Source organism: Sphingomonas lycopersici (assembly GCF_026130605.1).
GTDB classification, from domain to species: Bacteria; Pseudomonadota; Alphaproteobacteria; order Sphingomonadales; family Sphingomonadaceae; genus Sphingomonas; species Sphingomonas lycopersici.
Map to the genome: position 1 here is coordinate 130,685 of NZ_JANFAU010000003.1, position 13,835 is coordinate 144,519.

Below are 13,835 nucleotides of genomic sequence, written 5' to 3' on the forward strand. Positions count from 1 at the left end.
CTCTCTCCCGTCAGAACTTATAGCCCAAGGTCACGCCATAGGTCCGCGGGTTGCCGATATGATTGTAGATGAAGCCGAACCCGGCCAGCAGATCGACCCGCGACGTGAAATAGAATTGCTGCGCCGCATTCTTGACCCAGCCCGAAGCGGTGAAATGTCCGTCGGCGCTCTCGTAATCGACATGCGCGTCGAGCAGCGCATAGCCCTTCTGCTTGAGGATCGGCTCGTTGATCACCTCGAAATACTGGCTCGACTGATAGGCCAATGCGGGATGCACGCTGATCGTCCCGAAGCTGCCGCGCGCGAGCGTCAGGTCCGGCCCGACGTTGAAGGTGAAGGACGGGGCATTGGCGAGCTTGTGCCCGACGACATCGACCCCGCTGACCGTCCCCTGGAGGATCTTGGTCGACAAGGCACCCGCCCCGGCGTGGAGCTGGAACCAGTCGGCGATGCGCGCGGTCAGCTCGGCCTCGCCGCCGAAGATGCGCGATTTGGGGATGTTGAACAGATCCTGCGCGCCGGTCGAGGGGTTGACGTTGATGAACTGCTGGTTGCGATAGTCGTAATAGAATGCCGCGAGGTTGAGCGTCACGCGCCGGTCGAACCAGCGCGTCTTGGCGCCGATTTCGTAGGAGGTGACCTTCTCCGCCTTGGCGACCGACACTTCGCTCGGATCGAAAAACGCCTGCGCGTTGAAGCTCGGCGCACGATAGCCGCGGCTGACGCTGGCGTAGAACAGATTGCCGTCGGCGAGCTTATAGTCGAACCCGATCTTGCCCGAGAGATTGTCGGTCGAATAGCGCGCGCCGGTGAGCGGGATATTGGTCTGGACGAAGACATCGTCGGCGCCATAGACGTTGGATTCGAAATTGCTCTGCACCCCGGTATCGTGGGTGAAGCGCAATCCACCGCGCAAGGTGAACCGGTCGGTCAATTTGAATTTTACGTCGGTATAAGCGGCGTAGCTTTTCTTGACCTGATCGAAATGGTTCTCGATCTTGCACCCCGCGAGCCCGCCGCTGAGCTGGCAATCGAGATGGTTGACCACGCCGTCGCCGTTGAGATCGCCGCCCGAGGCGACATCGTTCATGATCTGGAACGAGTTCGAATTGAACACCTTCTCGCGCGCGTAATAGAGGCCGAGGATGAAATCGAACGGGCCGTGGGTGTTGCTGGTGAGACGCAGATCCTGCGCGAACTGGCTCGCCCGATCGCCATAGGGAATTTCGAGGAATTTGTCGCCGCGCCCGTCGGTGTCTTCGGTGAAGAACAAGGTGCCGTGGTCGTAGGAGGTGATGCTGGTCAGCGTCAGCGCATCGGTCAGCTCGTAATTGGCGGTCAGCGCGACCGATTGCGTCCGCGCGATGCGGCGCGTCGCGACGTTCGAGGCGATGTGATAGCGATCGAGCCCGTCGACGCGCGACTGATCGGCATTCTGCGCGTAGATGCCGTAATTATGCGGGGTCTGCTCGCTCACCGAGCCGCGCAGCACCAGCTTGAGGCGGTCGGTCGGCTCCCAATGGATCGTCCCGCGCAATGCGAATTCGCGCGTCTCGCCGAGATCGGGATAGCCGGGCAGGACATTCTTGAACCAGCCGTCGGCGTGGCTGAACGTCCCCGCGATGCGGAACGCGAGATTGGGGGCGACCGCGACGTTGAGCGCGCCGCTCATGTCGACGCGATTGTAATTGCCGTAGCCGAGGTTGAAATAGCCGTTGGTCTCGCCGAGCGTCGCATCGTGGCTGATGATGTTGACCGCGCCGCCGGTGGTATTCTTGCCATAGAGCGTGCCTTGCGGCCCGCGCAGTACCTCGACCCGCTCGAGATCGTACATCGCGACCCCGAGGAAGGCGAAATTGCCTTTGTACACCTCGTCATAATAGGTCGCGACCGGGCTCGACTGGTTGAGGCTGTAATCCGACATCGACACGCCGCGCAGCGAGAAGATCGGGGTATTGTCGCCGACGATGCCGGTCATCTGGAGATTGGCGACCTTGCTCGTCAGATCGTCGACGCTGGTGGTGCGCGATTTCGACAAGGTGTCGCCGCCGATCGCCGACACCGAGATCGGCACCGACTGCAGGCTTTCCGAGCGTTTGGTCGCCGTCACGATGATCTCGCCCGGTGCCGGGGCATCCGCGGCGGGGGTGGCGGGCGGCGCGGGGGCGGTCTGCGCCAGCGCCGATGTGGCGGCGAGTGCGGCGGACATGGCGAGCAGCGCACCACCCGTCCGCAACAACAGATGATTCCTCATAAAGTGAACCCTCCCTAGTTTTCGATGTGCCGGTCTTTTCCTGCCTGCATGAAACCCGCCACCAGACGCGCTCTTGTTTCGACGCGTTCAAGGCGGAGGGGGTTTTGTCGCAGCACATTGATTTCCGCCGCTGTGTACGGTCGGAAATCCTTGGGCATGTGCTGGCGATCAAAGGTGTAAAGCGTCCAGTTGACGAGATTGGCGAGCCGCGCGTCGTCGAGGGCCGCGGTGGCGACGCCCGGCACCCGGCCGAGAAATTCGCGCCCGCCGGGCACCGACAGAAAGCGCGCGACCATATCCCGCATTGGCGGGTTGGACGTATCGTCGCCGCTGCCGTCGGGCCGGTGGCACCCCTGGCATTTGAGCTTATAGTCGATATGCGCCTGCGCCGCGTCCGCCACGCCGGGCATCGGCAGGACCGCGGGCTGGTTTGCCGCCACGCCCGCCGCGATCAGCCCGGTTGCGAGACCGAAGATCAGGAGGGCGAGGCGATCGGTCATTTGCCTTCCAGCCCGGCGTGGAGCTTGGCGACATCCGCGCCGGTCATCGACCCGGCCTTGGCCTTGTAGCCGGCGATCTCGGCGGCGGAGAACGGCTTGAACGCCGGCCCGGTCTTGGCGATCGCGGTGCCGACATGATTGAGCACCGCGGCAATCGACGCCTCGTCGAGCCCGCCTTGCGCGGGCATCACCCCGCGATAGGGCTTGCCCTCGATCGTCAGCGGCCCGGCCAGCCCCTTGATCACCGCCAGCGCGAGATAGCGCCGCCCCTCGGGCTTGGCGGCGAGCGCGCGGAAATCTCCGCCGAGCGGGGGATAGGCCCCGGGCACCCCGGCGCCGGTCGCGGTGTGGCAGGCGGCGCAGCGGGTGAAGATCGCCTTGCCGTCCGGCGCCGCCACGGCCGCGGCGGGCAAGAGCGCGGCGAGCAGGATCAGCCGCCTCATTTCGGCTGCTCAAGCGCGACGCCGACGATCACCGCGGTCGAGCAATTATAGACGCTGCTCTCCGACCCGAGGCACCAATTGTAATCGTTGTTCGATTGCGTGCGGACCTGCGGGCGATCGCCCTCGTTGCGGTTGCAGAGGCACTGGCCGCACGACGAGACGCCGCAGCAATCGTTATAGCTGATGATATAGGCGCGGTTGTCGGCGGGGTTGGTGCAGGTGCCGATCCAGGTGATCGGCGACATCTCGGTCCCCGGCGGGCACGAACTGACCGATCCGCCGCAGCAGGTGCAAAGGAAGCCGTCGATTGCGCAATAGCGCCAGTAATCGCAGGTCGTGCGATCGCCGGGGTCCTGCGGATTGCCTGAGGTCACCGGCTGATGCGGGGTGCCCCCGGGGTGGGTCGAGGCGCGCGCCACCGGCAGCACCGGGAAGACCGCGGCGCCGGTGATCCCCATCCCCAATGTCGCCAAGAGGCTGCGCCGCGAGGTGCCGCGCGCAACCGAGCGGGCAAAGCGCTCGGCAAGCTTGTCGAAACCACGCATCGGTCATGCCTCCTTCTGGCGGCGGGCAAGGAAATCCTGGATCGAGGCGACCCCGTGCTCCTTGGCGACGAACAGGCTTTCGAGATGCTCGCGGCTGTTGATCAGCCCGAGCGAGGCGACCCTGCCGTCCTCGTCGAGCAGCACGGCATAGGGGAGCTTGGAGACCCCGAACGCGCGGCCGAGCGCTTCGGACAGCACCAGCGGCATCCCGCCGAGCCCATATTCGGCGATCAGCCGGCTGTAGGCCGATTTGGTCCCGTCACCGGCGAACACGACGTCGAGCCAGTCGCTCTCCGCCCTGGCCGCCGAGCGCACCACCGGGAGCAGCGATTTGCACACCGGGCAATCGGGCGAGGCGAAGAAGAGAAGCTGGCTGCGTCCGTCGCGCCGTCCCCCGACCTCGAGCGGAACGCCCTCGATCGTGGTGACGGTCATCGGGCTTGCGACCTCGCCCACCTCGACCTTCTGGTGGAGGGTCAGTGCACCGGCCGGGGCGATGCGCTCGTGCAGGATACCGACCTGGCGCGCGAGCGCGGCGATCAGCACGCCTTGGACGATCACCGCCGCCCACAGCAGCAATTGAGATACCAGCATCAGGATTTCCTCCACGCGGGATGGGGAATGGAGAGAAGTTCGGACGCGCCGAAATAGAGCGCGAGAAAGGCGAGCGCGGACAGCAACGCCTCGGCCGGCGGCACCCCCTCGGGCGCCGGCAGCACAATGAGCACCGCCGCCAGCCCCGCGAGCAGCAGCGCGCGGAGGATATGCCCCGCGCCGACCGGGCGCGGACGCGCGGTGAAGTCGCACCCGCAGTCGAGCGTCTCGCCGCGCCGACGCCATAGCGCCAGCGCATAAGCGCTCCACAGCAAGGCGGCGATCAGCGCCCCGGCGACGGTCGCCGCCGGGATGACGAGACAAAGTGCGGCGATCGCCTCGGCCGCCGCGGCGACCACCAGCAGCAATTGTCCGGCCGACGGGGAGACCCCGGCCAACCGCGCCGTCGCCGTAGCGAACCGCGCGCCCGACTGCGCCTTGTGCGCGGCGGACACCGCCAGCACCAGCGCGAGGAACAGGGGGAGCGGCGCCATCATTCGACCGGGGTGATGACCATCGGGCTGAACGCGACGGTCGCGCCCAATGACCGGACGAAGGCGCCGCTCGCGGCGTCATAGACGTCGATCGCGCCGTCGGCGCGCGACACCACCATATGCGGCTGCGCCTCGCGCGTCACCGCGACCGCGATCGACTGGCCCTTCAATGCGATGCGCGCGACGCGGGCCTTTTTCGCGGGGTCGATCACCCACACTTCGGTGCCGCCGTCCTTGTGGCTGCCTTCTTTGCCGGCGGGATTCATCAGCACATAGAGCCGGCCGGCGGCATCCGAATTGATCACCTGCCAGCCGCTCGGGCGCCATTCGGGGGTGGCGCCCGGCGCGGTGCCGACGCTGAACGAACCGGGGATCACCTTCGCCACCTCGCCCGAGAGGTCGAAGCCCTGGAGCAAACCCTTCTGGCTGATGAACCAAGCCGTCTGGCCGACCATCGCGGGGTTGCTGAACAGCGGCTGGTTGTCGATGTCCTGTACCGTCTTGATCGTCTTCGACGTCGCGACCTTGCCCTGCGCGTCGAGCGTCGCGCTGAAGATCGAGCCGTCGGCGCACAGGCTGGAAAAGCCGCGCGGGCCGGTCGGGTAGATTTGCGAGCAGCCCGGCAGATCGATCTCGTTGAGCACCTTGCGCGCGTCGAGATCGACCACGGTGACCGATTGCGCCGGGGTGAAATTGGCGACCAGCGCCCATTTCTCGTCATTGGTGAACTGGAACAGGTGGGGATAGACCACCGAGAGCTGGCGCTTGCCGCCAGGGAGCACGATCTCGCCCTTGGGTTTCAGATCCTTCATGTCCCAGAAGGTGATCGCATCGGTGCGCTCGCCGCGCGTCAGCCGCGAATAGAAGGTCTCGGCGGTCAGTATCTCTTGCCGCTTGGCCGAGTAGAGCGAATTGCCGAATTGCGCCGAGCGGACGATCGCCTTCAACGGATGATCGGCCGAGGCGGTATCGACCACCACCACGCGCCCGTCGACGATCGCGTTGAAATTGAGATCGTTGATGAGCACCCAGCTTTTCGGCCATTGCGCCGGCAAGGGCGTGACGCTGGGGATCGTTTCCTCCGGCAACGGCGCCGTGCCCGTTCCGGGCGCTGCGCCGGCCAGCGTCGGAAGCGCGGCAACACCGAGCGCGGTTGAACACAACCGGGCGAACCACCTCATGCTGCACCTCCCTGACATCGCCGTTCGAGCGGCGTTGCAGGAATAATGTGCGTCCGACCTAATTCTGTCAATCGACCTAAATCTGGCGAGTGACCTAATTTTGAAAAGCTGTTATAGGCGCCGCGATACCGGGAGATGAATTGTTATGAATCAGGATGATAATCTGTCATTTGTGGTCCCAGACCTGATCGTGCCGGAACGCGACGGGGGCTATTCCAAGGGACATGAGACCCGCGAAATGATCCTTCGCGCGGCGCTGTCGATCCTGATCGACGAGGGATATCGCGCGATGTCGATGCGCCGAGTCGCGGCTGCCTGCGGGATGAAATTCGGCAACCTCACTTATCATTATCGCACCCGCGAGGATCTGGTGCGCGAACTGCTCGACGGGATGATCAGCAGCTATGAGGTCGAATTCGAGGCGATCGTCCACCAGCCCGATCTCACCCCCGACGAGCGGCTCGAGCGCTATTGCCGGCTGGTGCTCGACGATATCACGACCAAGAAGACGACCCGGCTGTTCCCCGAATTATGGGCTTTGTCGAACCACGATCCGTTCGTCTATGAGCGGATGCACGAGCTCTACACCCGCGCGCGCCGCCCGCTGTTCGAGGTGGTGGCGGAAATCCGCCCCGATCTGTCGACCGAGGATCAGGAAACGCTGACCTTGTTCATCTCTTATTCGATGGAGGGATCGACGATCTTCGCGGGCTATGAAAAGCCGTTCCGATCGCAGATGAATCGGATCAAACACGTATCGATCGAGGCGTTTCGCGAGTTGGTGCACAACTTCAAGCGGAGTTGAACGCATGGTTACCGAGCCCAGGCCGATGTCCCGCGGCGGCAAGATCGCTTACGCCATCGGGCTGCCGCTCGGTCTTCTCATGCTGGTCTTTCTGCCGATCGGCCGGCTCGATTGGGTGCCGGGCTGGGTGTTCATCGGCTTCCTCTTCGTCACCTACGGGATTGCCGCGTCGGTCCTGCTTCGGGTCAATCCCGCGATCTTCCGCGCGCGCAACCGCTTCCAGCCGGGGACGCAGCGCTGGGATCTGATCCTGCTGTCGCTGATGCTCCCGGCGATGGTGATCGAGATTCCGCTCGCGACGCTCGACGCCGGGCGGATGCATTGGTCGGTGGTGTCCCCCGCGATCGTCGTGCTGGGCTATGCCTTGCTCGGCGGCGGGATCGCGTTCGGCGGGTGGGCGCAGGCGGTCAATCGCTTCTTCGAACCCGGCGTCAGGCTCCAGCGCGAGCGCGGGCAGCATGTCATCACCGACGGGCCGTATCGCTTCGTCCGCCACCCCGGCTATGTCAGCGCGCTGATGGTCTTCGCCGGGCTGGCGCTAGCGCTGGCGTCGTGGTGGGCGCTGATCCCTGCGGCCTGGGCAAGCGCACTGCTGATCGTGCGGACGCGGTGGGAGGATGCGCTGCTTCACGCCGAGCTGGCCGGCTATGCCGATTACGCCCGGCGGACGCGTTACCGGCTGCTGCCGGGCGTGTGGTGAGCGCTATACCAAGGTCGGACGCGAGCGGATCGCGTTGAGCACCGGCGGTGCGACGCGATAGACCGCCATCCGCCGCCCGCCGCGGTTGACGTGATCGGTCACCCGTCCGGCATAATAGCGCCGCACCAGCCCGGCGCGGACCAGATCGGAAACCGCGCGGCTGACATTGGCCTTGCCGACCGCCAGCGCTTCCTCGGCCAGCGCCGCCTCCAATTTCTCGGGATCGTCACTGCCGATCCGCGCCGCCACCCTGGCCCGCAGCCCGGCACGGCGTCGGTCGCGCGCTGCGAGCGGGACGAGCTGGCGCGCGAGCCAGTCGCGCAACGACAGCCGCTCCCCTGCCCCGCCGCGCACCCACGGCCCCGCCTCGCCATCGGGGCGCGCCGCCTCGGCGATCAGCCCGAGGACGAGAAAGGCATAGCGCGGGCGGCTGGAAGCATCCGCCAGCGAGGCGAGGATCGAACCCAGATCGGGCCGGGCGGCGCTGTCTTCGGTCATGCCGCAGAATCAAGCACATGCGGAACGAATAGTGAATCCCACTTCTGCGCCCGGCATCAACTTTGTCGTGGGTGACACTTTGCCTGAAGGACGGCCGCACCCCGCCGCATCCCTCGTTACCCCCGGTCTTGGGCCGGGGTCCATCGTACCGCAGACTCCGTGGCAAGAACCTCTTGCTTCGCGCTCGCCTCCCGGTGGATCCCGGCTCAAGACCGGGTGGCAGGGGGCCTTCCCGGCTCCAAACCGCCACGGATGACAGTCTGCCGCGCCGATTCTGGTAAAGTGTCACCCGTGGCGCTCCGGGCAAAGTGTCACGCGTCGACGATGCGGAACACCGCCCCCGTTCCGGCATTGCGGACCAGATCGACCGCGCTGCCGTTCCAGTGATAATCGAGATGCCGCCCCTGCACCGGCGCGGCGGCGCAATCGGGGTAGAACAGCGCGACGCATTCACCCCCCGGATAGCGCACGCTGGGATAGACGATGCCGTCCGCCTCCGACGCGCGCATCCGTGCCGCAAAACGCTGCGCCGGGGCATAATCGTCCGGATCGAGCAAATCGTCCGCACCCGCCGCGCGCAGATCGACGAGATCTCCCGACACGTTGAGCACGATCTCGCGGAACTGCGAGGTCCAGCCCGGCGGCTCGGCGGTGCGCGCCATGAAGCGCGCATGGTGGTGGATCGTCTCGAACAGCGCGGTCTCGTAGCGATCCCCGACATAGAGCACGCCATAATCGCCCGCCGAAAAGCGGCTCGGCCGGTCGGGGCTGACATGCGTGAACGAGGCCATCAGCCACGACGCCCCCGGCCCGCCCACGCGGCGGTCGGCCGGCACCAGATCGAGGTTGCCGATCGTCGCCATGATGCGCGGATTGGTCTTCTGCTCGGCCGAGAGCAGCAGCGGCCAGTCGGCCGGATCGGCGATATCCTCGAACAGGTCGATCGGCGGAAACAGACTGCGGATGATCCGTACCGCGCCCTTCCATTCGAGATGCGTGGTCGCGGCCTCGGCCGCCGTCACCACCCGCCGCGCTCGGCGTCGAGATAACGCCGCACCCGCATGATATCGGTCAGTTCGCCGCCCAGCATCACGTCGAGCGCGCTCGCGCCGGCGAAGGCGCGATTGGCGGCGCGCACCCAGCCATAACCGCGCTGCGGCTCGCTGAAGATGATCCTGAGCGCCTTATGGATGCCGAGCAGGTTGGAGAGCCGCGCGCGACCGTCGCGCGAGATCCGCCCCGGCCCTTCCGCCTTCCAGCGGCGATAGCTGCGCACCGGCATGTCGAGCAAGGTCGCGGCCTGCTCGTCGGTGACGCCCCATTTGCCGAACAGGTTGAGCGTGGCACGGAACATCGCCTCGCCCTCCTCCTGCGTAATCGGGTCGGCGCGGAACGCCTGGGGTGCGGTATCAACCGGCTGCAATGCCAACATGGTCAATCTCCATATGGCATCATATATGGGATGTCAGGCCATATGGCAATGTCACGCGCTTGCGAATAAGATCGTGGACCATGCGCGCGCGCGGCAGGATCAGATAGGCGCCGATCCCCAGCGCCAGCGATGCGACGATCTGCGCAACCCAAAATTCCCCGAATTTGGCGTGCAGGACGGTGTCGGTCACATACATCGGGAAGATGTTGAAGATATAAATGTAGAAGCTTGCCGCGGCGATCATGATCATCATTCGCCCGGCGATGTCGGGCAGCGGGATCCGCCGCACGAAGACGATCAGCCCCGCCGCAACGAGCATCGCCGCGACATGCGCATCGTTCCATCCCCATGCCAGCGCGGAAACGGTCGCGAGCATCAGAAACAGCGCGAGACGCAGCGGCCGTCCCGCTTGGGCGATCGCCCAGCCCGTCGCGAAATAGACCAATGTCTGATCGGGGCTGCGGAAAGCGTGCCCGGCCGCATCGCCGACGCGACCGCCAATCAGGTGGATCATCAGCGCGGCCCCGGCAAATGCCATCCCGAAACCGGTCGGACGGAGCGTGGCGAAGCGGCGAACAGCGGGTATGGCGAGCAAGATACAGGTCACCGCCACGCACCAGGTCAGGCTTTCGATAAACCAATAGGGGTTGAGAATTCCGCCCCAATCGCCGTGGAACGTGCTGACGAACAATTGGTGCCGCCACAGGATATGCCGGTCATGGGCAAAGACCACCAGCATGATCGCGAGGTAAATCAGCAAGTAACGCCGCGCGAAATCGAGGAATACCGCCCCCGATCGCCCCGCGAGCAACCGTGTTCGTTGAAATCTTGCCCAGGTAAAGCCGGCCAGCATCATCAGGACGTCCGCCCCGCCCTGCATCCCGCCCAGCGCATGCTGGAACAGGATCAGCATGATCGCCAGGCAACGGACGATGATGTCGCTTTCCAGCCAGATCAAATGCCAATGCGCGTGGCGCGGCGCATCGGTCTGCGCCCGAGCACGTAATTGCGCGAGCGACAGTGTCTCCCAGCCCTCGGGCAAGGCGCCGAGCGCATCCTCGATCGCGATCGAACATTGCACATAGCTGAGGGAATCGCCGCCGAGGCTCTCGAAACTGTCGGTCTCGGCAATCGGCATGCCATGCGCCAACCCCCGATAGAGCCGCGCGACCCGTTCGATCGCGCTGCCGTCTGCGAGGAGCAACCGCTCGCGGGCTGCATGCCCCGCGCGAAGCACCGCCGCATAATCGATCTTGCCTCGCTGCGTGCGGGGCAGCGCCGCGAATTCGACGAATTCGAACAACGTAGCAGGAAGATCGAGCCCGCCCAGCGCCTGTCGTGCCTTGTCCAGATCCGCGGTCGCCGCGGCGGCGACCACCACCAATGCATCGTCACCGGCAACGCAACAGGTCGCCGCGCCGGCCGCGCGGCATCTTTCCTCCAGATCGTCGAGCCCGACCCGCAACCCGTACGCCTTCACGAAGCGGCTCTTGCGCCCGACGATGCGGAACAGCCCCGGTTCGATCTCGATCGCCAGATCGCCGGTGCGTAGCACATCGGGACCGGGCGGATCGGCCATGTCGCGCCGCGCGGTGGCATAGCCCATCATCACATTGGGGCCGCGATAGACGAGTTCGCCCGGCTCGCCCGCGGCGACGCGCGCGCCCTGCCCGTTCTCCAACCACAGCTCGCCGCCGGGGATCGCCCGACCGATCGCGCCGGGATGCAGCGTCAATTGCTCGGGCGGAAGATAGGCGATGCGCGCCGTCGCCTCGGTCTGCCCGTACATGATGAACAACCGCGCCTCGCTGTCGCGCACCTGCCCGGCGATGCGCGCGACGAGATCGGGCGCCATCCGCCCCCCGGCCTGGGTCAGCGTGGTCAGGCTAACCGGCAGATCCGCCAGCAGGCCGGCGCGGTCCATCAGTTCATAGCTGTGCGGCACCCCGGCGAGCCCGGTGACACCGTGCGTGTGCAGCATATCGCGGAAGGTCGCATCGGCGACGCTCGCCTCGGTCAGCACGATCGATCCCCCCACCGTCAGATGCGAGTTCACCACCGACAGCCCGTAGGAATAGGAAAGCGGCAAACTGGTGACCGCGCGATCGGCGGCGGTGAGGCCGAGATAGGCGGCAATCGACCGCGCATTGGCATCGAGCGCATTGGCGCTGAGCCGCACAAGCTTGGGGCTGCCGGTCGAGCCGGAGGTGGACAGCAACAACGCCAGATCGGGGTGCGGTTCAAGTTCCCACGCGGCTGGCGTCGCCTCCAGCCGCCACGCGCCGCTTGCCTCATCGAGCAGATAGCGCGCGTCGGGCCGATAATGATCGAGAATATGTCCGGCCGCGGCCGCCTCGTGATGCATGATCACCGGAGTGCCCGAGCGGAGCGCTCCGAGATATGCAACCACCGCTTCGACCCGGTTTCGCGCCTCGACCGCCAGCAGCAGGATTTCGTCGGGCAGGGCAGCGGCGAAGTCGTCGGCCAACCCCGCGAGCTGGTCGAACGAGATCGATCGGCCATCCTCGCAGACCAATGCCGGTGCGGCACCCCATTGCTGCAACGTCGCCGCGAAGAGCGGCGGCGCTCTACCCCTGCCTGCCACTCCCCTGTCACCCCAAATTCGTTATCGATTCGGTGAACAGTTCATTAACATTATCGAACTTTAGGAAGAAGACCCCGCGCAGTGCCGATCGCCGCCTGTCCCGATTGCGGACAGCGGCCGCTCAGTCGGCGCGCCAGCGAAAGGCGATCGCGGTGTCGCCGACCGCGTCGCCGTGCCGGTCGAACCGCCGTTCGACGATCAGCCCGTTATCGCCGGCGTCGACCAGCACGATCGTGCTGCAGCGCGTGCCATAGGCCGTGTCGCGGACGAAGATCGGCGCCGGATCGTCATCGGTCCCGGCCGCCGGGGTCGCGTCGCGCAGCCCGGCGAACAGCGCCTCGCGATCATGTTCCGCGCCGCTGAGCCAGCGGGCGATCACCTCGCTCAGCCGGATCGTCTTGCGCCACGGCGGGTCAAGCGGGCCGTTCGACATGGCATGAAGCCCGGGCGCGAGCGCGCGCGCCAGCGGCGTGGGGCGGTTAGACAGGAACAGCGCATCGTCGTCGCCGATCGTCACCGCGTTGAACGGATTGTAATCGCCGAGCCGCTCGGTCGGCGGCACGATCCCCGTCGCGAGCCCGGTAACCAGCGCGCCGCGCGACGCACGCGACGGATCGGGAGCGCCGAACCCGCGCAAATTGGTCACCGCGGCGAACCGCCCAGGCGCGGCGACCGCCAGCCACGTCCCGCCGGCCTGCGCATCGGGCCCGGCGATGATCGCACCGTCGGGCCAGCGCTGCAGCGCCTCGGCCGGGCGATCGTGGAATTCGTCGCGATTGGCGGCGACCACCAGCTTCCAGCGCGGATCAGCCCGCCAGGCGATTGCAAGCACACACATAAGCGCGCTTGTTCCAGCACTTCACCGCAATCGCAACAGCGGCGCCGTGGTTAATGCCGAACTTGCCATAAAGCGGCGGAAGCGCGATGCTGCCGCCCACCGCGACGGAACGACTCGCCTCCGCCGGCCCGCCGCGGTCCGGGGTGAAGGGGTGAGTGAGATGGACATTGACCGGCTGAAACCGCGCGCGGGGCTGCCCGCGGCGCGTGTCGTGCGACGCACCACGATCAGTTGCGGCCCGCTCTATATCGTCCGCGAGGAGCATCGCTTCGCGCGCGATATCGCCGGCGATACGTTCGTCCCGGCGGTGCGCCGACGCGCCCGGTTCGCCGGCTGGCGAGTGGTTGGCGCGGCGGTGCTGGGATGCGTAGGGATCGGCGGCATCGCGCTCGCCGCCACCGGCGTGCCCACGCGCGGTGATTATGTCGTCAGCATCCCGATCCCCGATTCGGTGCCGGCGGTTTTCGCGGACGCGGGAAAAGCCGTCGCGCGCCACCGTCCGCGCCGTGCGCCGGCGGCCGCGCAGGCGGTGCCCGCCCCCGTCCCCGCTGACGCGACCGAGATCATATCCGCGCGGTCGCTGGGCGACGCGACGACCGCCGGTTTCGCCAGCCGCGCCGCGGCGATCGACGCGGCGTTGCGCAGCGGCGACATGCAGGAATGGCGCGACGCCAGGGCCGGCGAACGCGGGTTCGTCGTCGCCGGCCCGGCCGATCGCGACGGCACGCAGACCTGCCGCAACCTCTCGATCCTCACCCGCGGATCGGGCGACAGCCAGGAACGCGTCGACCAGCAGCGCCAGTGCCGCGCGGGCGGGTAGACTTTCGTTCCTTATCGAAGAGCGATTACGAAACCCCGTGTGCTCCCGCGAAGGCGGGAGCCCAGCCAGACTGGGTCCCCGCCTTCGCGGGGACACAAGGGGACGCCGACACGCGGTTTCACGAAG

The 13,835-nt window shown here is 66.4% G+C and carries 15 protein-coding genes; 3 read left to right on the forward strand and 12 right to left on the reverse strand.

From position 1 onward, the window contains the following. Positions 1 to 10: 10 nt before the first annotated feature. From NED98_RS07315 to NED98_RS07345, 7 genes are read right to left on the reverse strand one after another with little or no spacing between them, the layout of a single operon-like run. Positions 11 to 2,254, reverse strand: a complete 2,244-nt coding sequence (locus NED98_RS07315; RefSeq protein ID WP_265312410.1) for a TonB-dependent receptor — start codon at positions 2,252 to 2,254, stop codon at positions 11 to 13. Between the two features lie 14 nt (positions 2,255 to 2,268). Then, a complete protein-coding gene (locus NED98_RS07320; protein ID WP_265312411.1) occupies positions 2,269 to 2,754 on the reverse strand; it encodes a c-type cytochrome in 486 nt (161 codons plus the stop codon). Then, positions 2,751 to 3,197, reverse strand: a complete 447-nt coding sequence (locus NED98_RS07325) for a c-type cytochrome (RefSeq protein WP_265312412.1) — start codon at positions 3,195 to 3,197, stop codon at positions 2,751 to 2,753. The genes NED98_RS07320 and NED98_RS07325 overlap by 4 nt, the downstream gene beginning before the upstream one ends. After that, a complete protein-coding gene (locus NED98_RS07330) occupies positions 3,194 to 3,742 on the reverse strand; it encodes a methylamine dehydrogenase light chain (protein WP_265268104.1) in 549 nt (182 codons plus the stop codon). Before NED98_RS07330 ends, NED98_RS07325 begins: the two co-directional genes overlap by 4 nt. A 3-nt stretch (positions 3,743 to 3,745) precedes the next feature. Beyond that, complete coding sequence (locus tag NED98_RS07335) at positions 3,746 to 4,336, reverse strand: thioredoxin-like domain-containing protein (RefSeq protein ID WP_265312413.1); 591 nt, start codon at positions 4,334 to 4,336, stop codon at positions 3,746 to 3,748. Then, complete coding sequence (locus NED98_RS07340) at positions 4,336 to 4,830, reverse strand: MauE/DoxX family redox-associated membrane protein (protein WP_265312414.1); 495 nt, start codon at positions 4,828 to 4,830, stop codon at positions 4,336 to 4,338. Before NED98_RS07340 ends, NED98_RS07335 begins: the two co-directional genes overlap by 1 nt. Beyond that, entirely contained in the window at positions 4,830 to 6,011 is a 1,182-nt protein-coding gene (locus NED98_RS07345; RefSeq protein WP_265312415.1) for an amine dehydrogenase large subunit, read from the reverse strand. The genes NED98_RS07340 and NED98_RS07345 overlap by 1 nt, the downstream gene beginning before the upstream one ends. Positions 6,012 to 6,156: 145 nt before the next feature. Between NED98_RS07345 and NED98_RS07350 the strand changes: the two genes are divergently transcribed. Together NED98_RS07350 and NED98_RS07355 are read left to right on the forward strand one after the other, a co-directional pair. Continuing rightward, positions 6,157 to 6,816 carry a TetR/AcrR family transcriptional regulator gene (locus NED98_RS07350; RefSeq protein ID WP_265312416.1) on the forward strand — a complete coding sequence of 220 codons (660 nt, stop codon included), beginning with the start codon at positions 6,157 to 6,159 and terminating at the stop codon, positions 6,814 to 6,816. Between the two features lie 4 nt (positions 6,817 to 6,820). Next, positions 6,821 to 7,516 (forward strand): methyltransferase family protein, encoded by a 696-nt coding sequence (locus NED98_RS07355; RefSeq protein ID WP_265312417.1) that lies wholly within the window; start codon positions 6,821 to 6,823, stop codon positions 7,514 to 7,516. A 3-nt stretch (positions 7,517 to 7,519) separates the two neighbouring features. On the opposite strand, the gene NED98_RS07360 is transcribed toward NED98_RS07355, so the two are convergent. The 5 genes from NED98_RS07360 to NED98_RS07380 all read right to left on the reverse strand — a co-directional run bounded on the left by NED98_RS07360 (position 7,520) and on the right by NED98_RS07380 (position 12,889). Further along, the gene (locus tag NED98_RS07360; RefSeq protein WP_179515352.1) at positions 7,520 to 8,014 is read right to left on the reverse strand and encodes a hypothetical protein; all 495 of its coding nucleotides are present in this window, start codon (positions 8,012 to 8,014) and stop codon (positions 7,520 to 7,522) included. 311 nt (positions 8,015 to 8,325) lie between these two features. Then, positions 8,326 to 9,039, reverse strand: a complete 714-nt coding sequence (locus tag NED98_RS07365; RefSeq protein WP_432423303.1) for an RES family NAD+ phosphorylase — start codon at positions 9,037 to 9,039, stop codon at positions 8,326 to 8,328. Next, entirely contained in the window at positions 9,033 to 9,446 is a 414-nt protein-coding gene (locus NED98_RS07370) for an MbcA/ParS/Xre antitoxin family protein (protein WP_265312419.1), read from the reverse strand. The genes NED98_RS07365 and NED98_RS07370 overlap by 7 nt, the downstream gene beginning before the upstream one ends. Before the next feature lie 19 nt (positions 9,447 to 9,465). After that, entirely contained in the window at positions 9,466 to 12,051 is a 2,586-nt protein-coding gene (locus tag NED98_RS07375; RefSeq protein ID WP_265312420.1) for an AMP-binding protein, read from the reverse strand. Between the two features lie 121 nt (positions 12,052 to 12,172). Continuing rightward, on the reverse strand, positions 12,173 to 12,889 hold the full coding sequence (locus NED98_RS07380) for an NRDE family protein (RefSeq protein ID WP_265312421.1): 717 nt from the start codon (positions 12,887 to 12,889) through the stop codon (positions 12,173 to 12,175). A gap of 160 nt (positions 12,890 to 13,049) precedes the next feature. Between NED98_RS07380 and NED98_RS07385 the strand changes: the two genes are divergently transcribed. Continuing rightward, positions 13,050 to 13,709 carry a hypothetical protein gene (locus NED98_RS07385; RefSeq protein ID WP_265312422.1) on the forward strand — a complete coding sequence of 220 codons (660 nt, stop codon included), beginning with the start codon at positions 13,050 to 13,052 and terminating at the stop codon, positions 13,707 to 13,709. Positions 13,710 to 13,835: the final 126 nt, after the last annotated feature.